Here is a 21404-nt window from a genome sequence, read left to right as displayed (position 1 = left end):
TTGAGATATCCATGCTGTATTCCGTTTATCAGTCGACGTAACTGGCTGGAATTATCTTGATCCTTTTTTGAACAATACCACCTCCACTGTCTGAATTATAATCAACAAATCCAGCAAAAGGCTTTGGTTTTTGATGTAATAAAGATCGTAACGAAGCTTCTCCCTGGTGTCCTCTTCGTTGTCCGCATAAGCGAAACAAAGCTGGGCCCAGCCTGTCAGACCAGGCTTGACCCGGTGACGCTCACTATAGAACGGTATCCTCTCGGACAATTTTTCGACAAATATGGGCCTCTCCGGACGAGGCCCTACAAATGCCATGGTTCCGTTGATCACGTTGAATATTTGAGGTAATTCGTCGATACGCACTTTTCGGATAAAGTCTCCAACCCGCGTAACTCGGGTGTCATTTTTACTCGCCCATACTGCCCCATTCTTTTCGGCATCCGTGGTCATGGAGCGAAATTTGTGAACCCTGAAAACTCTGCCGTTAAGACCGACACGTTCTTGACTATAAAATACCGGGGCTGCCAACCCATCTTCAATTTTTATCGCAATAGCGGTAAGCACCATCAAAGGCAGACCGGCCAACAATAAGATCGTCGCGGCAAGTATATCGAGAGACCGTTTTCCAAATCCAAATACAGATGAGACTGAAAACCCGTCAGAGAACACCAGCCAACCATGGGTAACCATCTCCAAGGCAACTTTACGTGACTCCCGCTCATAGAACGACGCCGCGTCAACTATCTTTACGCCTTCCATTTTGCACTCAAGCAAATCCTCCATCGGCAATCCTTTGCGGCGGTCATCCGCTGCCACAACTATCTCTCTGACCGGGTGTTTCCGTATATAGTCGTGAAGTGTATTGGGAAGCCTGATGAGGTGCTTTTCTTCAATCTCCGACGACTCATCCGGTAGTGGTACGAAACCCGACAGCGTGAAACCTTTGCGATTGAAAGGTGTAGTCAGGTCTTCAAGCAACTGCCTTGCACGAAACCCGGACCCAAGAACCAGCACTTTGCGTTTGAAAGAGTCCTTGCCGGTAAATGCAAAGAATATTGACCGGTAAATCCCTAGAAAAAAGAAACCAAGGACAGAGGCTGAAGTGAGCAAGTCGGTAAAGCCTAGATACCACAACCATTGATCGGCCAAGAGATAAATAGACGCTGATGCCGGCACACCAATGATGAGTGAAAAAATGGTGCGAAGCATCATCCCGGACATACCCTCTTCGAGGCGTGACTGATGAACGCCAAGAGCAACCATAACCAAAAGATTTGCAAGACCGAAGGCTAACGCTGAAGGTAGTAGGAACTGAATACTTTCAAAGAAAAAAGAAGAATCGCCGAAATGGCGGAAAAAAGCGGCGATACAGAAACTAACTGCCAGGACAATTAAGTCAATAAGGCCCAGAATGACGAAGGGAACATGAATGTAGTGCTTGAACAATCTGACGTGGGCCACGCCAACTCCTTTTGCTGTTCACTGTAAACGCGCCTGCGCATCCCATGCTGCAGATCTAACAATGAACAGAGTTTACTGCATTTTAATGATACTGCAATCAGGGACAGTAGAAGGACGGCACCCGACGCGACGCCAGAAACGCAAAACACCCCGCCCCGGAGATCAAGGCAGGGTGTACGATGGCTTACTTAGCTCAGGCTGACTTGCGACGGCGAGTCATACCGAGGCCCAGCAGGCCAAGACCAAACAAAGCGAGCGTTCCTGGCTCGGGCACCGCTTGCACGTCTGAAATACCAACGATCAGATCGTTGTAATCGAAGTCACCATCAATCAGGTCTTCGAAGGCCACAATCAGTGAGCTGCCAAAGAAGCTGCTGTTCTGGCTGCCAGTCACGTCAAAGATCCGCGTCATGTCAACGCCGCCGTTCAGGCTGGCATCTGAATAGAACGTGGTGTTGCCGCGCTGCAGATAGAAGCCGAACGTAGAGCCAATGTTGGCCGTTCCGAAGTGAGTGGAAGCTGTTCCGGCGTCCAGGTCAAATTCTACCTGGCGACCGCCAGAGCCTTCTGACCCTGAAAACACCTGAAGTGTTTCGTTGGTGTCGTTCAGGTTATAGATACCGAAGTTGTTGATGTTCGCAAAACCTGCAAATTCAAACAGCAGGAAGGCACCGGCTGAATCCTGGTTACCATCAACATCGTTCAGTTTTGCAAAAGAGGCTCCGTTGTCGTAGAACGCGCCTTCACCGAGGGTATCGGTAAACACGTCCGCGCCACCGTCTGTTTTCAGGTCGAAAACGTCCATTGGAGCGGCCTGAGCTACCGAGAACGTTCCCACCAGCATCGCCGCTGCAATCAGCTTTGAAGTCATTTTCATTTTACTGCTCCTTGTCTACATCTTATGATTCTCATCAACCACCCAAACCAATGCAGTTGTCGTGCCAATTATTTATTCGCTATTAAACAATCACTTACGCTGGCATTATTTGGATTGCGTAAAATATACTGACACACCGCCATTGATCCTCAGCGGTTGCGCTTTGACTTCCGCGAAAGCGAAAGTCCAATCCCTAGCAGTCCCAGCGCGAACAAAGCCAGCGTACCCGGCTCTGTGACATTGGCGACTGTTATGTTGTCGATGCCGTACCCATCATCGGGATTGTTGGAAAAAATACTGACATCTCCCAAACCCGCTGCGTCATAGAGGCTGACATAGAAAACTCTGCCGTTGCCCAGAGCGGACCCAAATATGTCGTTGAAGCTGAAATCGAACCCGCCAATCGAGAGGCGTCCGCCAGCATCGTTGGGGTCTGTCATATAGAAACCCATGGCGTTAAAACCAGTCGCTGGAGAAATAACCATCTGGCGTGCATCCATACTGTCCAACCAGTTATCCCCGGATACGGAATAGCGCCCGCTAAAGGGACTGGCGCCGGCGTTCAATACGGCAAGACCGCCATTGCAGTTATAGGGACCGCTATCGCACAACCCGCCTGAACCTGGCACCGCACTGGTAAAGGACCCAACACCCACTGAGGACGTGATGGTGCCAGCCTGGCTTCCAACGGTGTAAAAAGAATTATCATCGAACGTTTCGGTGAGATAACCGGAATGCGCAGCGTCCAGGAAGTCCTGTTCCGCGGAGGCGGCCGCTGTAGCGCCCTGGCTACTAATACTGAGAATGGGCGCAGCGCTGGCCCAGTTGCAGGCGCCAAAGAGAACCCCAATGGCGCCGACTGTTTGTAGTGTGTTCATATCAGTACTCCATATAAGCTGACAGAATCGTCTTCGATAGGGAGTAACTGCTGCATAAGACGTGCCACGGCTTCAACTGGTTCATTTTCAGTCAGTTAGAAGCCCGCACATTTTCTCAATGTAAAGTTTTTCGACAACCCCTCGCTACGCCCGGAGAGCAGGCGCTCCAATCAGTTCAGATAACAAACAGATCAACAAATTCGTGTGCGGGGGTCGACTCCAATAGCGCTTGATCTTTACACAGGTTAAAGATCTTCTCGCAGCGCTGACCAGGAAACCGGGTCGCCAGGTTATGGCGGAACTTATCCTCAAGCAGGGGAATCCCCTCCTTTCGGCGACGGCGATGGCCAATGGGATACTCAACTGCCACCTTATCCGTGCTGGTGCCGTCGGCGAAGAACACCTGAATCGCATTGGCAATTGAGCGCTTATCTGCTTCCAGATACTCACGTGTGTATCGCTCATCCTCAACCACGTCCATCTTGTCTCGGAGTTGGTCGATCATCGGATTGGCCTCATGGAAGCTGTCTTCATAATGCTCCGCTGTCAGCCCCCCAAAAATCAGCGGTACAGCAGCCATGTATTGAAGGCAGTGATCCCGGTCGGCCGCGTTTGCCAATGTGCCCTGTTTCGAGATGATACGGATGGCAGATTCGTGGGTGGTGATAACGATTCGTTCGATGTCATCCAGGCGGTCTTTTACCTCGGGATGAAGTATGACCGCTGCTTCCGCCGCTGTTTGAGCATGGAACTCGGCCGGGAAGGAAATCTTGAACAGAATGTTTTCCATCACGTAGGCGCCAAAAGCCTGGGGTAAAGTAAACTGACGCTTGTCCTCAGGTTTCAGCTTCTGATCTTTATTGGTTTTGCTGAACAGAATGTCGTAGAAGCCCCATTGGGGTGCCGTGAGCACCCCCGGGATGCCCATCTCTCCCCGCATTGCAATATCGGCCAGCCGCACGGCACGGGACGTTGCATCTCCCGCCGCCCAGGATTTTCGGGAGCCAGCGTTCGGCGCATGACGGTAGGTTCGCAGCGCCTGGCCGTCCACCCAGGCATGGGACAAGGCCGACAGCATTTGATCGCGACTGGCACCCATCAGTTTTGCGACAACAGCGGTTGAGGCCACCTTGACGAGCACAACGTGATCCAGCCCCACCCGGTTAAACGAGTTTTCGAGTGCAAGCACCCCCTGGATTTCATGGGCCATGATCATAGCCTCCAGGACATCCCGCATGGTCAGGGGCGCCTTGCCCTCCGCCACCCGCTTCTGGGACAGATGATCCGCCACGGCCAGTATGCCCCCCAGGTTATCCGAGGGGTGGCCCCACTCCGCCGCCAGCCAAGTATCGTTGTAGTCCAGCCAGCGCACGATACAGCCAATATCCCAGGCCGCCTTTACCGGATCGAGTCTGTAAGGCGTGCCCGGAACACGGGCGCCATGGGGTACAACGGTGCCGTCAACCAGCGGCCCAAGGTGCTTGGTGCATTCAGGGAAACGCAGGGCCAGAAGGCCACAACCGAGGGTATCTATCAGGCAGTTTCTCGCGGTATTCCAAGCCTCTTTGCTTTTTATCCGATAGCCGAGAGCGTAGTCGGCGATTGCCTGCAGGACGTCGTCATAGTCGGGGCGAATGTTCTGATCAGCGTTGGAGCTCATGGCGAATCCCTTATTGGTTTTGGATCTCAGTGAGAGACTAAGAACGAAAAACAGTCATGCCAAACAGGTTAGTACATCGGCCCGGCCGGGATACAGCCATCCAGATCTTAAGCGTTGACTTTTTATACACTTTTCAATGCCTCACCGGTGACCAGAGCATTCAGAAAATGGCAACCGGCTGTTTTAACCGAAAAATATCCAAGCTGGCTTTTTTCTTGCTAAAAACGCAGTCCGGAGACCACTCCGCAGGAAACGCGGGGTGAATATGGATATCTGTAAAAACGCAAGGAGAATGAAGTATGAAAGGATTTGACCACAAAATAGTGATTGGCCTGGGATTGGCCGCTGCAATGGCTGGGAACGCTTACGCAGCCCCCATCGTAAACGTCGTCAACTCTGACGGCGACCTCTACAACACCGAAATGCTGACCGGGTATTCAACCGACGGCTCGCTGATGGACGGCATGGAAGTCACTACTTGCTTTGCCAGCGCGACCTGTGAAACCGTGGCATTTGACGGTACGGTCGGCAGCTCTTCATACGGCGAAGCCATCGGTAGTGGCTGGAGCTTGTCTATCAATGGAGACACCTACAGCTCCCCGTTTACCTTCAATTCCGTTCAAGACGTCACCAGCATCGTATTGAACGGGCGCCCGGGAAACACGATCTTTGACATTGTTGGTAGCGACTCCCGCTCACCAGATTCAGCCCTGGGCAAGCCTTTTCGACTGTCCAATTCCGGCGATCTGACGGATAGCACAACCGTGAACGTTGAATACTCCGACAAGCTTTCCCTCGATGGTGTATTTTACGACGACCTGTTTACAACCATGGCTATCGATTTCGATGGCAGCCTGTTCTCAGGCATGTTCAGCTTCCTGAGCGATACTGACAACAACGATTTCGACGCCGGTAGCCCGATTACTCCGACCAACCCGGTTCCGGAGCCCAGCACCCTGGCCCTGCTGGGGCTTGGCGCCCTGGGTTTTGGACTGCGTCGCCGTAGTCGCAAGGCATAAGTAGAGCGCTTCGGCTCCGCAAGCTCGACAGGTGTTTTGCGGAGCCGGAACGTGGGCCTCCAGGCTCAAGCTGGTGGGGCTTTTAGCTTTCCAACCATTACCCTTCAGTTTATTGCCCGTAGATCCGAGGTGACGAAACTCAACGTCCCTCTCTCTAGCTCCAGCTCTTCTATCGCGAACCCATCCTCACAGAAAGACACGACGCTGAGGTGACTGTTAATCGCATAAAGAGAGTCCATAGAGTAACAATTGTAAGGCAGCGTCATTACCTTGCTTGTTATGTTCCCGGTGGTTTCATTGACGGCCCATATGTCGGGGTTGAGCAATCCCGCGGGGCTGAGCACATCCCTCTCGATGGAAGAGCTCATCGCCAGCACTTTTGCTCGGTCTCCGCCACGAGTCAGGTTCATCGACGTTGCATAGTAGGTTTCCGCGTTAGGCACAACCGGGCCACCGGGCCGGCCTACAATCAGGGTTCTGTTACGACCTGAGAAATCCAGGAAATTGACGAAAAGCAGTGATTCCGTTCGAGAAGCAACAAACGTAGATTCCACCGCCAGAACCAAATCGACCTCACCCGAACTCAGATCGACGGTATAGACTTCACCGAGAGGGTCTGAGCGATCAGCACCCTGAAAAGTCGTCCATAAAGCGATGGCTTTGTCGCCCATAACGACAACATCGTCGAGCGCCCAACCATCCGCAAACTTATCTGAGAAATCAGCAAACAAAGAGGCAGATCGATTGATTTCATCGACCTTGTGCAACACGCCACGGTCCGCGATGATTGTGTATTTGTCGTCCTCGATCAAAGAGAGTGACGCCAACCGGGCAGACTCAGAAAGTCCCGACAGCACAGGTTGTGCGCCTGCAAGACCGGAGTCCAACAGCATCGCAACTGAGGTCATCAAAAACTCGCCGTCACTGAGCACACCCACAAACGTCTCATCCCGTGTGGGGCCGGGTTCTGCCATGGGGTAGACTCTCGGCACCCAGGTGCTTCCCGCCACCCGCTTCAGCTCAGCGCCTGACTCTCCATACAGGATGATCGTCCTTTCGGCATAGTTATTGGCGACCACAAAATCGATATCGCCGTCGCCGTTGAAGAATACATCCGTGTAGGATGACACCCCATCCGCTTCCCAGACCTCGAACGTATTGGCTCCCAATGTCCACCAGTAATGCGTGTCGTCGGAATCAACCGAGAGGTCGCATGTCAGATTACCGCCGGACATCGCCAGATTGACAAGTCCTGTCGACAGGTCACTGTTCACGAAACCCTTAACGGAACAAGGTTCCTGCCCGCCACCAATATTCGACAGTTTGACACTTGTTCCATCAACGCGGCTGTGAATCGACACGCTGGTTGAGCTTGCGGTTACGGCGGCTGGAGCGAACAGATTGTCGGTAAAGACACCCCCGGCAAATACCTGCCCACCCACCTTATCCCCTGCCTGCACATAAGCCAGCGAGTGAGATTCAAGATTACGACGATAAACCCGTGGGTTCTCGTTCGTGCCTCGTAAGGAATAGTCGTGCTCAATATAGCCATCCAGTTCAGGCAGGGATTTCGCCCTCACTCCGGGGCCAGCATTGTCTTGCCCAGCTTGCGAAGAATTCGATGATGAGGAGGACCCACCGTCACCACATCCAACCAATGCCAAGGCGATTGAACAAACAATAAGAGGAAGGCCAGACGGACCGAATGGTTGCGACATTTTTCACATTCCGTTGAAATTTAAGCGTTTATCTCTTTTATTCAAAGAGCTTACAAGCGCTGAATTCTGGAATCGTGAAACCTGTCGCAACCAGCGTCACAATTAGACCAAGGGCACCCTCACCCAACCTTCCATAAGCACTCGCGCGCTGCGGCTCATGATGGCTTTGGTGGCTGTCCACTGGCCGTTGACCAGGCTGGCTTCCGCACCAACCTGCAAGGTGCCTGATGGGTGGCCGAAGGTCACGGAGGTTCTGTCACCGCCACCAGCGGCAAGGTTAACCAGAGTTCCCGGTACCGCAGCTGCGGTAGCAATAGCAACGGCGGCTGTTCCCATCATCGCGTGGTGGAGCTTACCCATGGAAAGGGCCCGCACCAGCACGTCCACATCCCCTGCCCCAACGGCTTTGCCACTGGAAGACACATAGTCAGACGGCTTTGCCACAAACGCCACCTTGGGCGTGTGCTGGCGGCTGGCGGCCTCTTCTACGGACTGAATCAGTCCCATTTTGACAGCACCGTGGGCGCGGATGGTTTCAAACATCGCCAGGGCCTCGGGATTGCTGTTGATATCGTCCTGCAGTTCCGTGCCCTTGTAGCCAATGTCTTCTGCATTCAGGAAGATGGTGGGAATGCCGGCATTGATAATGGTGGCCTTGAGGGTGCCAACACCGGGTACGTCCAGGTCGTCCACCAGGTTGCCGGTGGGGAACATGGCGCCCTCACCATCGGCGGGGTCCATGAATTCGACCTGCACTTCGGCGGCCGGGAAAGTCACGCCGTCCAGTTCGAAATCACCGGTTTCCTGTACTTCGCCATTGGTGATGGGAACGCGGGCCACGATGGTTTTCCGGATGTTCGCCTGCCAGATGCGAACGGTGGCAATGCCATTCTCCGGAATGCGCTCCTGAGCGACGAAACCACCGTTGATGGCAAATGCACCGACCGCGGCGGTGAGGTTACCGCAGTTGCCACTCCAGTCGACAAAAGGCTTGTCGATGGACACCTGACCAAACAGGTAGTCCACGTCGTGATCCGGTTGGGTTGGCTCCGCCAGGATCACGGTTTTGCTGGTGCTGGAGGTGGCGCCGCCCATGCCATCGATCTGCTTCTGGTAAGGGTCCGGGCTGCCGATCACGCGCAGCAGGAGTTTATCCCTGGCTTCACCCGGGACTTGTGCAGCCTCGGGCAGATCTTTCAAGCGAAAGAACACACCCTTGCTGGTGCCGCCACGCATGTAGGTGGCGGGAACTTTGATCTGGGGCGCGTGGGTCATGCCGCCCCCTCTGATTGCAGGAAGTCCTCAGCAAACCGTTGCAGAACACCGCCCGCACTGTAGATGGACACTTCCTCGGCGGTATCCAGGCGGCAGATTACGGGTACACGCTCTGTGCTGCCGTTCTTGCGATGGATAACCAGTGTGAGTTCTGCGCGCGGTGCAGCGGTGCCCTCTACGTCATAGGTTTCGGTACCATCAATGGCCAGGGTTTGCCGTGTGGTGCCTTCCTCGAACTGCAGGGGCATGACGCCCATACCGACGAGATTGGTGCGGTGGATGCGCTCAAAGCCTTCAGCCACGATGGCTTCCACACCCGCCAGGGCCACGCCCTTGGCCGCCCAGTCACGGGAGGAACCCTGACCATAGTCGGCGCCAGCGATGATGATCAGTGGCTGCTTCCGCTCCATGTAGGTTTCGATGGCTTCCCACATGCGGGTGACCTTGCCTTCCGGCTCAACCCTCGCCAGGGAGCCCTGCTTCACCTTGCCATTCTCGTCCCGGACCATTTCATTGAACAGTTTCGGGTTGGCAAAGGTGGCGCGCTGAGCCGTCAGGTGATCGCCCCGATGGGTGGCGTAGGAGTTGAAGTCTTCCTCAGGTACGCCCATTTTATGCAGGTATTCGCCGGCTGCGCTGTCCATCAGGATGGCATTGGACGGCGACAGGTGGTCGGTGGTGATGTTGTCCGGCAACACTGCCAGCGGGCGCATACCCTTGAGGGTTTTCTCGCCTACCATGCCACCTTCCCAGTACGGCGGGCGACGAATGTAGGTGCTCTGGGGGCGCCAGTCGTAGTTCGGGTTGGTGTTGGCGTGCGCATCCCGGGTGATGTCGAACATCGGAATATAAGTGCTGCGGAACTGCTCCGGCTTCACACTGGACTTCACGATGGCGTCAATTTCCGCATCATCCGGCCAGATGTCCTTCAAGGTAATGGGGTTGCCATCCTTGTCGTGCCCCAGGGCGTCTTTTTCGATGTCGAAGCGGATGGTGCCTGCAATCGCATAGGCCACAACAAGCGGCGGCGATGCCAGGAACGCCTGCTTGGCGTAGGGATGAATGCGGCCGTCAAAGTTCCGGTTGCCCGAAAGCACGGCGGTGGAATACAGGTCCCGATCAACAATTTCCTTTTGGATCTTCGGGGCCAGTGCGCCACTCATGCCATTACAGGTGGTGCAGGCGAAAGCCACTACGCCGAAGCCGAGTTCTTCCAGCTCGGACATCAGGCTGGCTTCTTCCAGATACATTTTTACCGTCTTGGAGCCCGGCGCCAGGGAAGTCTTTACCCAAGGCTTGCGAGTCAGGCCCAGCTTGTTGGCATTACGGGCGATCAGGCCTGCGGCCACCATATTGCGGGGGTTACTGGTATTCGTGCAACTGGTAATCGCGGCGATGATGCACGCGCCGTCCGGCATCTTGCCCTCTTCTTTTTCCCATTTGCCGGCAACACCGCGCTCGGCCAGTTCGGAGGTGGGAAGATGCGCGTGGGGGTTAGACGGGCCCGCCAGCGTACGATGTACCTTGGACAGGTCAAACGTCAGCACTCGCTCGTATTCGGCGTTTTTCATGCTGTCGGCCCACAGGCCTGTCTCTTTGGCGTATCTCTCAACCAGGGCGACCTGTTCGTCTTCACGACCGGTCAGTTTGAGGTAATCGATGGTCTGGCCGTCGATATAGAACATCGCCGCCGTGGCACCGTATTCCGGAGTCATGTTGGAGATGGTGGCCCGGTCACCTACGGTCAGGCTGTCGGCGCCTTCTCCGTAGAATTCCAGGTAGGCACCTACCACCCTTTCCTTACGAAGGAATTCAGTGATAGCCAGCACCATGTCGGTACCGGTGATTCCTGGTTGCAGCTTGCCCTTAAGCTCCACACCCACGATGTCTGGCAGGCGCATCATGGAGGCGCGGCCCAGCATCACGCTTTCGGCTTCAAGGCCGCCCACGCCCACGGAGATAACACCAAGGGCGTCTACCATGGGGGTGTGGCTGTCGGTTCCAACGCAGGTGTCCGGATACGCAATACCGTCGCGGTTCTGAACTACCGGCGACATCTTCTCCAGGTTGATCTGGTGCATGATGCCGTTGCCCGGAGGAATCACATCCACGTTCTTGAACGCGGTCTTGGTCCAGTTGATGAAGTGGAAACGGTCGTCGTTGCGGCGGTCTTCCACGGCACGGTTTTTCTCGAACGCGTCTTTCTCGAAACCGGCGTGCTCAACGGCCAGCGAGTGATCCACGATTAACTGGGTGGGCACCACCGGATTGACTTTCGCCGGATCACCACCCTTTTCCTTGATGGCATCGCGCAGGCCAGCCAGATCTACCAGGGCCGTCTGGCCAAGGATGTCATGGCAGACCACGCGGGCCGGGTACCAGGGAAAATCCAGGTCCCGTTTGCGTTCGATCAGCTGCTTAAGGGAATCCGTCAGTGCCGATGGATCACAACGACGAACCAACTGCTCCGCCAGGATCTTGGAGGTGTACGGCAGTCTGTCGTAGGCGCCAGGCTGGATGTCTTCCACAGCCTGACGGGTGTCAAAATACTCCAGGTCGGTACCCGGGAGAGGTTTGCGGTAATCAGTGTTCATGGGCGGTACTCAAATTCTGGTTTATCGGATTACGGCCGCTCGTCGATCGGCACCCACTTCGAATCCGCCGGGCCATCGTAATCGGCACTTGGGCGGATGATGCGGTTGTTCTCACGCTGCTCTTTCACGTGGGCGGTCCAACCAGACACCCGTGACATCACGAAGATGGGGGTAAACAATTCGGTCGGGATACCCATGAAGTGATAGGCGGAGGCATGGAAGAAGTCGGCGTTGCAGAACAGCTTCTTCTCGCGCCACATGACTTCCTCACAACGAACCGATACCGGGTACAGAACGGTATCACCCACTTCCTTGGCGAGCTCCTCGGACCATTTCTTGATGATGGCGTTGCGGGGATCAGACTCCCGATAGATCGCATGGCCGAAGCCCATAATCTTCTCTTTGCGCTCCAGCATGCCCAGCAGGCCTTTCTCGGCTTCGTCCGGGGTCTGGAATTTCTGGATCAGCGCCATGGCCGCCTCATTGGCGCCACCGTGAAGCGGGCCGCGCAGCGTACCAATCGCACCGGTCACGCAGCTGTGGATATCCGACAGGGTGGAAGCGCACACTCGAGCCGTGAAGGTAGAGGCGTTGAACTCATGCTCTGCATAAAGAATCAGCGACACGTTCATAACGCGCTCATGCAGTTCGCTGGGTTTCTTGCCGTGGAGCAGTTCCAGGAAATGGCCGCCAATGGAATCCACGTCGCTGGCGGTATCGATGCGCACGCCTTCATGGGCGAAGCGGTACCAGTAGGTGATGATGGCCGGGAACAGTGCCAGCATGCGATCGATTTTGTCGTCCTGCTGACTGAAGTCGGTCTCCGTTTCCAGGTTACCCAGCATGGAGCAGCCGGTGCGCATGACGTCCATGGGGTGGGCGTCTTTGGGAATATGCTCCAGTACGGATTTCACGGCGTATGGCAGTTCACGCATACTCACAAGCTTTTTCTTGTAGTCCTCAAGCTCCTGCCGGTTAGGCAGCTTGCCGCGCAACAACAGGTAAGCCACTTCTTCAAACTGGGCGTGGTCCGCCAGATCGCTGATGTCATAGCCACGATAGGTCAGGCCGGCACCGGACTGGCCAACAGTACACAGCGACGTTACGCCAGCCACCTGGCCGCGAAGACCTGCGCCTCCGAGTTTTTTTGCTTCAGCCATGGTTTTCCCCCTCATCAATGTTTGGATTTTGATTAACCCTTTTTCTGCTGGAACAGCTCGTCCAGCTTCTGTTCGAAATCGTGGTAGTTCAGGAAATCGTACAACTCCATCCGCGTTTGCATAAGATCAACCACGTCTTTCTGGTCACCTTTCTCGAGGATGTTTTCGTAAACCGTCAGTGCAGCCTTGTTCATGGCGCGAAAGGCACTCAATGGATACAGCACCATACCGGCGCCGGCTTCTGCAAGCTCCTTGCGATTGTACAACGGCGTGGCACCGAACTCGGTAATATTGGCCAGCACCGGCACGTCCAGGGCTTCAGAGAAGGCCTTGTAGTGCTCCAACTCGGTCACCGCTTCGGCGAAAATGCCGTCGGCGCCCGCCTCTATGCAGGCCTTCGCACGCTCAATCGCGGCGTCCAGGCCTTCCTTCTGGAACGCGTCGGTACGAGCCATGATGAAGAAGTCATCGTCCTGACGGGCATCCACGGCGGCCGTGATGCGATCCACCATTTCTTCCTGGGAGACGATTTCCTTGTTCGGTCGGTGACCACAGCGTTTCTGGGCCACCTGATCTTCGATATGGACTGCCGCTGCGCCAGCGCGTTCCATTTCGCGAATTGTGCGAGCAATGTTGAAGGCGCCGCCCCACCCGGTATCGATGTCTACCAGCAGCGGGACGTCGGTGGCCGCAGTGATACGGCGGACATCCTCGACCACATCGTTCAGCGTGGTCATGCCCAGATCTGGCAAACCATAGGACGCATTGGCAACACCGCCGCCGGACAGGTAGATGGCCTGATGACCGACCTTTTCCGCCATCATGGCAGTATAGGCGTTGATGGTGCCGACGATCTGTAGGGGGTGGTTTTCTTTCAGGGCTTTGCGGAAGCGTGCGCCTGGGGATAGTGTTTTGGACATGAGTAACCTCGTTATTTGGGGTGACGGTTCTAGATCGTTAAATCGCCTTGCTGAATCTTTTTCTCGATGTTTTTGCGGGCCGCATGGATGTGTCGTTTCATCAGGAATTCCGCCAGCTCGCCGTCACGCTGGGCGATGGCTTCAACAATCCTGCGATGCTCCCCCAGCGCCATGTGAGGGCGCCCGGATGAGGTGCTCAAACGGTAACGATACATCCGGACCATATAGTAAAGATCACCCAGCAGCATTTGCGCGAGTTTGGTGTTGCGACTGCCTGTGGCAATTCGGTGATGGAAGTCGTAGTCGCCTTCCGCCTGATAGTAGGCCTGGCCCTGGGCCTGTTCGATCATTCGCTCATGGCTATCGAGGGTGGCGGACAGGTCAGCGATTTCCTGATCGGTCATCCGCTCGGCGGCCTGACGGGCGGCGAGCCCCTCCATGGTTTCGCGAATGCGGTAGAGCTCCATGAGTTCATCAGCGCTGACTGAGACCACCTTTACCCCGGCGTGGGGCCGGCGCACCAGCAACCCTCGGGATTCAAGGCGGCCAAGCGCCTCGCGAAGCGGGCCACGGGTAAGATTGAAACGGGAGCAAAGTTCGACTTCGCCGATCTTTTCGCCAGGGGCAAGGTCGCCCTTAACGATGGCCGTTTGCAGACAATCGAAGGCTTCATCGGCACGGGTATAGGTTTGGGCGATAGCTTCCGGCATATTTTGTCAACAATAGTGACTGGAATTACCGGAAATCTACGCCCTAACTCGATTATTGTCAACAATCCCGGATTACCTGGCAGCGTAATTGTTGACAGAGCGGCAGCCTTCACCGCCCAGAAGCAAGGCTAATAGAGCGTGCGCTCGTCCTTCGGAGGCGGCGTGTACTGGTACAACCAGGTTTCGGTAAGCACCTGGTTACCGAGTTTGAGCTGAAGACGCAGGTCAATCGGTTCCAGGGAGTCGTCGGGCACAAGGTCAAACATCGCCCGATAACCACCAATGGAGTCCAATGGCCGCGCAGAGGTGATTTCCACCTCCCCGCGGCTGGCCGTTATCACAGGCTCTACCTCTGCATCGTCCCCCACCAGCGGCAGCGCGCCGCCGGCAAAGTCCACGGCAAACCGCCAGGAGAAATATTTTCGCTCCTGCCCGACAACGCCCCCCAATCCCGTACGTGTTGCCTGGACCGTGGCCAGCTCCTCTGGCTCCATCGGCGGCTCGCCCCCCCATGACAACGTGTAGGAATAAAGATACTCCTGCCCCGGCTCCATGGGCTTCTCGGGGTGCCAGAAGGCAACGATATTGTCGAACGTCTCGTCCTTGGTGGGAATCTCCACCAGCATCACGCTGCCTTTGCCCCAGTCATCGTGAGGCGTGACCCAGGTGCTCGGACGTTTCTCGTAGAACACGCCGTCGTCCTGGTAGTTGGCAAACCGGCGGTCGCGCTGCAGCAGGCCAAAGCCACGAGGATTATTGTCAACAAACGTATTTACCCGCAGGGAGCGAGGATTGACCAGTGGCCGCCACAGCCATTCGCCCTGCCCGTTCAGGATCGACAGCCCGTCCGAATCGTGAATTTCCGGGCGCCAGTCATAAGCCATACGGCGATCATTCTCACCGGTCTGGTACATACTGGTCAGTGGCGCGACCCCCACCCGCTGAATGGGTTTTCTCGGGTATATCGCCGCATCCACGCTCATCACCATGTTCCGTCCCGGGGTCAACGTAAAGGCATAGGCACCGGTCGTGCTGGGTGAATCCAGAAGTGCATAGACCACCATGTTCTGGCTGCCCGGTTTCGGCTTCTCCAGCCAGAAGGCCGAAAACTGCGGGAACTCTTCCCCGCTTTCCAGTGCGGTGTCGATCGCCAGGCCCCTGGCGGAGAGCCCGTATTGCATCTCTGACCCAACCGCCCGGAAGTAGCTGGCGCCGAGGAAAGCGGCCAGGTCGCGCTCGTAGTCCGTGTGGAAGTGAACACGGAACCCGGCATAGCCAAGATCCTCCGGCAGGGTTCCCAGGGGTTGTTCACCCTCATATCGGAAGTATTCCGGCTTGTACGCAAGCTCCAGGGCCTCGCCATCTTCCACTTCGTGGATGCGCACCGGGGTTTTGAAGTAGAGGCCAAGATGGAAAAGCTGCACCTGGAACGCATTGTCGTCGTTACGCCAAAGCGCTTCTTCGGGGCGAAAGCCGATCGCCTGGTAATCGTCCCAGGACAGATTCTTCAACGAGCCGGGCAACTCCCCTTCATGTGACACCCAGGGTTCACCGGCCAAGGCCCGCGCATGGCCTTTCAGCCACGCGTAACTGAATGGCTTGGGCTCACCAACCTCGCCCGCCACGCTGGAACCACTGTACATCAATGCCGAGAGGGGCAGTGCCTGGGCTCCCGCCAGACTGACGAAGGTTTTGATCAGTGTGCGTCTGTCCATGTCATGCTCCCGTCTAATATTGAAGCCTTTACTCTTCAGGTTTTGTCTTGCCCAGACTGGATATTCGCCGTCCCCAGAAACTGTCCGGCGATGAACGCCAGGCAAGCTGGTGCAGTTCCGCCAGTGCCGTGCGGTCACGGAACACTTGGCTGAGTTCGTTCCGGGACAATGACTCCGGCCCTTTGTCGGCGAGTCGTCGTACCAATGGCGCCAGCAACTCCGCCCTTCTGGGTTGGCGATCGGCGCGCGCCAAAGTGAGATGAAGCTGGTTCAGTCGCGGCCGTATCACGGCGGCCTCCACAGCGGTAATCACCGGAACCTCATCACTCTCGGCCCTTGCGCGTCTGGCGTCGTTCAATACCGCGACTGGTGTAAGTTCTTCCGGTATCACCAGTAATCCTTTTTTTCGGAAGGCCCGCCCCAGCCCTACACGGCTGAGCACCACCGATGTCGGGGCTGCCAACACAAGCGGCACCGCTACGGGCAGGGACCAGAGGAAAAACATGGGGTCCAGGCTCCAGGCGAAGGCGGACCAGCCAGCGCCCACGAGCATGCCGGGAAACTGGGTCAGAAAAGCGTCCCGCCATGTCGTTTCTTCGGTACGGTTCTGCCCTGCCCAGGACAAAGAGACGTTGAGAAGAGCGCCAAGAACATATCGGCTGTGGGCCATCATCCTGACCGGAGCCAGCAGCACGGACACAACGATTTCCAGCATCACACTCAGAAATAGCCGCCAGACACCTCCGAAGCCCCGCACAAGGCCGTGGATTACAGCATCAAAGATGGCAAGAAACTTTGGCAGGAACAGCAGCGATAGAGTGCTCAACGCAAGCCCGATAGCCCATTCCGGCCGCCATTCCGGCCATAGGGGGAATAGCCCCTGGTGCCCTTCTGGGAAGTAATTGATGCTGGCGACGGTCATTTGCACGGCTTCAACGGTCGTCAGAATCAGAAACGCCAACCAGAGCGGCGACGCCAGGTACGCCATGATGCCGTTCAGCAGCGCCATCCGGTGGGCCAGACGCAGCTTCCGACCGAACAGAAGGATCCAGAGATGCTGGAGGTTGCCCCTGGACCAGCGATTATCCCGGGAAAGCTCATCCGAAATGGTGGGCGGTGATTCTTCAAAACTGTTCCCAAGCTCAGGCTCAAGCCACACCTCATAACCAGCGCGCCCCATGTAGGCCGCTTCCACAAAATCGTGACTCATGATGGGCCCGCGAAAAAGCCCGAAGCCCCGTAGTTTGCGAAGACCGCAGTGCGCCATGAATGGCTCGACACGCAGAATGGCGTTGTGGCCCCAGAAAGCAGCGTCTCCCATCTGTATGGCTGCCAGACCGGTGGCAAACAACGACGAGTAAAGGCGATTCGCGAACTGCTGCACTCTGGCAAAGAGAGACTCACCGTTGATAATGGTGGGTGCGGTCTGCAGGATACCCACGTTGGGTTCCCGCTCCATCAGTTGCACCATTTTCACGATGGTTCCCGCGCTCAGCAGGCTGTCGGCATCCAGAACAACCATATAGCGGTAACGACGGCCCCAACGCCGCAAAAAGTCCGCAACGTTGCCGCTTTTGAAATTGAGATTGACGCGCCGTCGACGATAGAATAGCCGCCCCTCGGCCCCCAACTCTTCGCACAACCGATGCCACTCGGCCTGTTCCTGTAGCCAGACGTTCGGGTCCCTGCTGTCGGAGATGATATGAAACTCAAAGCGGTCCAGGTGCCCGGTCCGCTCAATATCCTGATAGACAGCCTTCAACCCACTGAGTGTCCATTGCACCGGCTCATGGTAGATCGGCATAACGATGGCGGTTTTGGCCAACGCCGTGTTTTCCAGTTCCGACTCCGGATGGCGCTTGAGAAGACTGTGGCGATCGCCCCCTACCAGCCTGAGCACAAAGCCAAACACGGCCGTCCAGAACCCCACTGCAATCCACATATAAAGGAGGATGAAAAGCGCAAGCAGGCCGAGCTCCACCCATGTGCCGCCGTGATACGGCAGAATCCAGAGCAGGAAGTAACTGGCAACAACGGTTTGCCCAACCACAAACAGTGTCAGGAAAAAACGACGCACTGTGGCGGTACGTCGCCAGGTTCCCGAACGCTCGATTGGGGCTGCATTAATGACCTCAGTCATGGGGGTAGTACCCCAGGTGGCCGCGCATGAGGGGTGGAATGGGCGCCGGGATGTCCATTCCCGGCAGGTTGAAGTAGTCCGGCACGAGCTCAATACACCGGGCGGGCAAGTCTGGCCCATCACCTTCTGTCATGGCACCGTCAACCAAACGCAACACCTGTCGACAGGTTTCCGCGTCCAGTTCCACGCCATCGTCGCGCAGATAGGTCATGACCCTCTCGATTGCCTGCTGGCATAAGGTTTCCGGCATGAACAAATCTCCGCTCTACTGTTTCTGGCCAAGCCCGGAATCCGGGCCGATGGAATAGGTCCAGGTCTCGGTCAGTGGCTCATTATCAAGCAGGAGTTGTCCTCGGAGCACCGGAGCCTTTTCACCGACGGGGCGCACCAGCATCGACAGTCGCCAGGTGCCATCAGCCTCAACGTACTCAACGAAATGCTCTATGATCTCAACGGCATCGCTGTTTCCGCTGCCCTCACTGACCTTACTGACGATGGCTGCATTAGGCTTGAGATCGTCCAGTGGCCCTCCTGCAAAATCAACAATGATTCGGTAGGCCCCCTCTTCCGTGCCGCCTCCGGGACGATTGCCATCTCCAACAAACGTTTGCAGTGCACGCCCGGTGTCCTGCCCGGATACGTCCTTGTCGCCAAAACGAAGGCTGTAGGCAAACGCCCGATGGTCACCCTGCTTTACTGGCTCCTTCGGTTTCCAGAAGGCAACAATGTTGTCGTTGGTTTCCGCGTTGGTGGGGATTTCAACCAGCACGACCTCGCCGTTCGACCATCCCTGCCTTGGCGCAACCCACGCACTGGGCCGTTTGTCATATCGAGCCTCGGCGTCCTCAAACTGGTCAAACTGGGTATCCCGCTGCATCAAACCGAAGCCAGCCAGGCGATCAACCTGAAGGTAGCTGAGCCGGAGGCGCGATGGGTTCGTCAGAGGGCGCCACAACCATTCGCCCGCGCCCTGGTCATGAATCAGCAGTCCGCTTGAGTCGTGCACCTGGGGCCGCCATTCACCCCGGGGCCTGGCAGTATTTTCGCCGTAGTAGAACATCGACGTCAGTGGCGCCAGGCCCGGTTGATCCACCGGGTTGCGGTAGAACAACTCAGCAGTGACATCGATACGTGTGGTTTTGCCAGGCTGGATATCGAAACGGTAGGCGCCGGCGACGCTAGGGCCGTCCAACAGGCCGTAAACCCGCATACGTTCACTGCCACCTCCCGGCCGCTCAAGCCAGAATTCAACAAACGATGGCACCTCCTCTCCGGAGGGCAGTCCGGTGTCTATCGCTATACCCCGCGCCGACAGACCAAAGTGATTGTCGGCACCCACGCCCCGGAAGTAGCTTGCGCCGGCGAAGACCAGAAACTGATTCTGTTCGTCGCCACGGCCCATCGGGTACGTGAGTTTGAAGCCCGCATAGCCCAGGTCCGCGGGAACCCTTTTGGCGAGTTCCGGGTCCGGGAAGCTGAACCCGGATTTATCAAACGGGATGGGTTTTACACCGTCGGCATCCACTTCATTCAACTTGACGGTATGGGTGTAATAGCTCCCCGGTGGCACCATCATCACCTGGAAACGGGAGCGCCCTTCCCGCCAAAGGCTGGCTTGCGGATTGAAACGGATGGATTGGTAGGCTCGGTAGCTCAGGTTCCTGAGAAAGCCGGGCACCGAAGGTGGTGGCTGATACTCACCTTCAGCCCTTGCTTTGGCCTTGTCCACTATTTCCCTGAACTCAAGCGCCCCCGCCGCATGGGCGTAGAGCAGCCCCGGCAATATCAGGCCGATCAGCCATCGTTTCCCTGAATGCATGTAGCTCCTACCTCAAAAATGTCCATCGACTTTTTAATGTAGCACTTGCGACCGGCGCCGTCTCAAGTGACATCTTCGTAAGGCAGGTTGGCCGCAGGGGGCCCGAGAGGCTTCAGGAGGGAGCTAGAACGTCGTTAGCAAGCAATCAGATACCCATGGTGAGGGAAAACCGAACGTCCGGGCGTTCGGGCATCGTCATGGCCATCGTGGAAGCACGAATCATACGGCCGACGCTGACATTCGCTGTGAAAGCCCGGCCCTCGAACTTCAACGACACCTGGCCAGCAGAGGCCCGGCCGTGGCGGTCGGACTGGGTTTCAGAGTATGGAACCCAGCCGTGCAACACCGCAAAATTCACGCTGGAAAGCACACCGTCCATAAACGGCATCTGCCAGGAGGGGCTGGCGGTATCCAGGCGCAACCAGCCACCCCGAACAACCGATACGGATTGCCCGTTAAAACCGGCGATCATGGAGGGGCCTGCGACGGTCAGATACTCCGACACCGGAAGATCTTCATCAGCGAACTGGTAGCGTCCGTGAATCCGCCAGCGCCACCGATAGAGCTCCTGTTCCAGCGAAGCGGACATCGCCACTTTATAGAAGGCGTCTTCGCGACCAACATCGTCCTGCAACCGATAATCGGTCGAACTGTACTCGCGACCGCTCACCGCCAGAAGACCGGTGCTGGCCTGCAAACCATCCCAAAGCTCATGACCGCCCTGCGCCTTGAGACCGACTGAGGACAACTCGTAGCGGCTCTCCGATACCAGGCTCCCCTTCTCCATAGCGCGACTGTCTCGACCGGTATGGTGGGCAACACCATCAAACGCCAGACCAAACCGTGAAAACAGCGGCCGACTGGCCCCGACACCCACAACACTGGATTCGCCACTGGCATTGTAGCGCCTGTCACCACTGGTAACGGCGTGGCTGTAGTAAGAACTTCCGGTTTCCACGGTTACTTGGTTGGCGCCGGCCGGAAAGCGGTAGCGAAACGAGGTGGCGTTGACGTCCGAGCGGTTCTTGTGGGACCGGGCATCGCGATAATGAAACCCGATTGCATCGCTGCTACCGACCAGGCTGTCAGCAGACACACCGATGTCTCCGTCCATTCCGTCGCTGTTCAGGGAGGTTTTGCCGGAAAACTTCAATCGGGATCTTAGCCAGTGTTCACGCTCATCGCGAAACGCATTTACGGTGCCCTCAAAGTTATCGGCGTAGGGTTTCCAGCCATTACGCAACCAGGAACCCGATGATTCCGCGTACAAAGGTTGGCTGAGAACGCACCAAATCAGTGCGAACAACAGGGAATGTCTCAATGTTTCTGATCCTGCCAGTGAGCGCCGGCCGCCTGTCGCTGCGAATACCGGTTATTCTTAAAAAATCGTCACTGCGGAATGTATTGCATTAACGCCCTTAAATCCATCACTGGTTGCCAAAATTTACAAAGTTA

16 protein-coding genes are annotated in these 21404 nt (G+C 56.3%); 1 reads left to right on the top strand and 15 read right to left on the bottom strand.

Annotated features, from left to right (window positions below; translation table 11 throughout):
- Positions 1-51: 51 nt before the first annotated feature.
- The 4 genes from SIC19_RS18580 to prpD all read right to left on the bottom strand — a co-directional run bounded on the left by SIC19_RS18580 (position 52) and on the right by prpD (position 4879).
- Positions 52-1464 (bottom strand): TIGR03013 family XrtA/PEP-CTERM system glycosyltransferase, encoded by a 1413-nt coding sequence (locus SIC19_RS18580; protein WP_127401464.1) that lies wholly within the window; start codon positions 1462-1464, stop codon positions 52-54.
- A 193-nt stretch (positions 1465-1657) separates the two neighbouring features.
- On the bottom strand, positions 1658-2341 hold the full coding sequence (locus SIC19_RS18575; RefSeq protein WP_051946697.1) for a PEP-CTERM sorting domain-containing protein: 684 nt from the start codon (positions 2339-2341) through the stop codon (positions 1658-1660).
- Positions 2342-2490: 149 nt separating this feature from the next.
- Positions 2491-3219: a PEP-CTERM sorting domain-containing protein gene (locus SIC19_RS18570; RefSeq protein WP_127401466.1), complete on the bottom strand. Its 729-nt coding sequence runs from the start codon at positions 3217-3219 to the stop codon at positions 2491-2493.
- Between the two features lie 175 nt (positions 3220-3394).
- On the bottom strand, positions 3395-4879 hold the full coding sequence (prpD, locus tag SIC19_RS18565; protein ID WP_041334838.1) for a 2-methylcitrate dehydratase: 1485 nt from the start codon (positions 4877-4879) through the stop codon (positions 3395-3397).
- A 299-nt stretch (positions 4880-5178) separates the two neighbouring features.
- On the opposite strand from prpD, the gene SIC19_RS18560 reads away from it, so the two are divergent.
- Positions 5179-5898, top strand: coding sequence for a PEP-CTERM sorting domain-containing protein (locus SIC19_RS18560; protein ID WP_201296229.1), 720 nt, complete (start codon positions 5179-5181; stop codon positions 5896-5898).
- A 104-nt stretch (positions 5899-6002) separates the two neighbouring features.
- Here SIC19_RS18560 and SIC19_RS18555 read toward each other — a convergent pair whose 3' ends face one another.
- The 11 genes from SIC19_RS18555 to SIC19_RS18505 all read right to left on the bottom strand — a co-directional run bounded on the left by SIC19_RS18555 (position 6003) and on the right by SIC19_RS18505 (position 21270).
- On the bottom strand, positions 6003-7616 hold the full coding sequence (locus SIC19_RS18555) for a hypothetical protein (RefSeq protein WP_127401468.1): 1614 nt from the start codon (positions 7614-7616) through the stop codon (positions 6003-6005).
- Between the two features lie 102 nt (positions 7617-7718).
- Positions 7719-8891 (bottom strand): 2-methylaconitate cis-trans isomerase PrpF, encoded by a 1173-nt coding sequence (prpF, locus tag SIC19_RS18550; protein WP_127401470.1) that lies wholly within the window; start codon positions 8889-8891, stop codon positions 7719-7721.
- Complete coding sequence (gene acnD, locus SIC19_RS18545) at positions 8888-11485, bottom strand: Fe/S-dependent 2-methylisocitrate dehydratase AcnD (protein WP_041334845.1); 2598 nt, start codon at positions 11483-11485, stop codon at positions 8888-8890. The genes prpF and acnD overlap by 4 nt, the downstream gene beginning before the upstream one ends.
- 29 nt (positions 11486-11514) lie before the next feature.
- Entirely contained in the window at positions 11515-12645 is a 1131-nt protein-coding gene (prpC, locus tag SIC19_RS18540; protein WP_036205399.1) for a 2-methylcitrate synthase, read from the bottom strand.
- 32 nt (positions 12646-12677) lie between these two features.
- Positions 12678-13565: a methylisocitrate lyase gene (gene prpB / locus SIC19_RS18535; protein WP_036205398.1), complete on the bottom strand. Its 888-nt coding sequence runs from the start codon at positions 13563-13565 to the stop codon at positions 12678-12680.
- A gap of 29 nt (positions 13566-13594) precedes the next feature.
- The gene (locus SIC19_RS18530; protein WP_036205397.1) at positions 13595-14275 is read right to left on the bottom strand and encodes a GntR family transcriptional regulator; all 681 of its coding nucleotides are present in this window, start codon (positions 14273-14275) and stop codon (positions 13595-13597) included.
- 128 nt (positions 14276-14403) lie between these two features.
- Entirely contained in the window at positions 14404-15990 is a 1587-nt protein-coding gene (locus tag SIC19_RS18525) for a glucan biosynthesis protein (protein WP_127401474.1), read from the bottom strand.
- Positions 15991-16018: 28 nt separating this feature from the next.
- On the bottom strand, positions 16019-18130 hold the full coding sequence (mdoH, locus tag SIC19_RS18520; protein WP_127401476.1) for a glucans biosynthesis glucosyltransferase MdoH: 2112 nt from the start codon (positions 18128-18130) through the stop codon (positions 16019-16021).
- Positions 18123-18380, bottom strand: coding sequence for a hypothetical protein (locus tag SIC19_RS18515; protein ID WP_036205395.1), 258 nt, complete (start codon positions 18378-18380; stop codon positions 18123-18125). The genes mdoH and SIC19_RS18515 overlap by 8 nt, the downstream gene beginning before the upstream one ends.
- A 15-nt stretch (positions 18381-18395) precedes the next feature.
- A complete protein-coding gene (locus tag SIC19_RS18510) occupies positions 18396-19949 on the bottom strand; it encodes a glucan biosynthesis protein G (RefSeq protein WP_126812407.1) in 1554 nt (517 codons plus the stop codon).
- Between the two features lie 145 nt (positions 19950-20094).
- Positions 20095-21270 carry a ShlB/FhaC/HecB family hemolysin secretion/activation protein gene (locus SIC19_RS18505; RefSeq protein ID WP_036205393.1) on the bottom strand — a complete coding sequence of 392 codons (1176 nt, stop codon included), beginning with the start codon at positions 21268-21270 and terminating at the stop codon, positions 20095-20097.
- Positions 21271-21404: the final 134 nt, after the last annotated feature.

It is taken from the genome of Marinobacter sp. MIT930201, assembly GCF_047122665.1.
GTDB lineage: Bacteria > Pseudomonadota > Gammaproteobacteria > Pseudomonadales > Oleiphilaceae > Marinobacter > Marinobacter salarius.
This window is presented reverse-complemented; position numbering and strand designations above follow the sequence as displayed.

Excerpts from the sequence above, each read along its gene's own strand:
- SIC19_RS18560 (WP_201296229.1), top strand. The coding sequence starts at position 5,179 with ATGAAAGGATTTGACCACAAAATAGTGATTGGCCTGGGATTGGCCGCT.
- SIC19_RS18530 (WP_036205397.1), bottom strand. The coding sequence starts at position 14,275 with ATGCCGGAAGCTATCGCCCAAACCTATACCCGTGCCGATGAAGCCTTC.
- prpD (WP_041334838.1), bottom strand. The coding sequence starts at position 4,879 with ATGAGCTCCAACGCTGATCAGAACATTCGCCCCGACTATGACGACGTC.
- SIC19_RS18570 (WP_127401466.1), bottom strand. The coding sequence starts at position 3,219 with ATGAACACACTACAAACAGTCGGCGCCATTGGGGTTCTCTTTGGCGCC.
- prpB (WP_036205398.1), bottom strand. The coding sequence starts at position 13,565 with ATGTCCAAAACACTATCCCCAGGCGCACGCTTCCGCAAAGCCCTGAAA.
- SIC19_RS18575 (WP_051946697.1), bottom strand. The coding sequence starts at position 2,341 with ATGAAAATGACTTCAAAGCTGATTGCAGCGGCGATGCTGGTGGGAACG.
- SIC19_RS18525 (WP_127401474.1), bottom strand. The coding sequence starts at position 15,990 with ATGGACAGACGCACACTGATCAAAACCTTCGTCAGTCTGGCGGGAGCC.
- SIC19_RS18555 (WP_127401468.1), bottom strand. The coding sequence starts at position 7,616 with ATGTCGCAACCATTCGGTCCGTCTGGCCTTCCTCTTATTGTTTGTTCA.
- SIC19_RS18515 (WP_036205395.1), bottom strand. The coding sequence starts at position 18,380 with ATGCCGGAAACCTTATGCCAGCAGGCAATCGAGAGGGTCATGACCTAT.
- prpC (WP_036205399.1), bottom strand. The coding sequence starts at position 12,645 with ATGGCTGAAGCAAAAAAACTCGGAGGCGCAGGTCTTCGCGGCCAGGTG.
- acnD (WP_041334845.1), bottom strand. The coding sequence starts at position 11,485 with ATGAACACTGATTACCGCAAACCTCTCCCGGGTACCGACCTGGAGTAT.
- SIC19_RS18510 (WP_126812407.1), bottom strand. The coding sequence starts at position 19,949 with ATGCATTCAGGGAAACGATGGCTGATCGGCCTGATATTGCCGGGGCTG.
- prpF (WP_127401470.1), bottom strand. The coding sequence starts at position 8,891 with ATGACCCACGCGCCCCAGATCAAAGTTCCCGCCACCTACATGCGTGGC.
- mdoH (WP_127401476.1), bottom strand. The coding sequence starts at position 18,130 with ATGACTGAGGTCATTAATGCAGCCCCAATCGAGCGTTCGGGAACCTGG.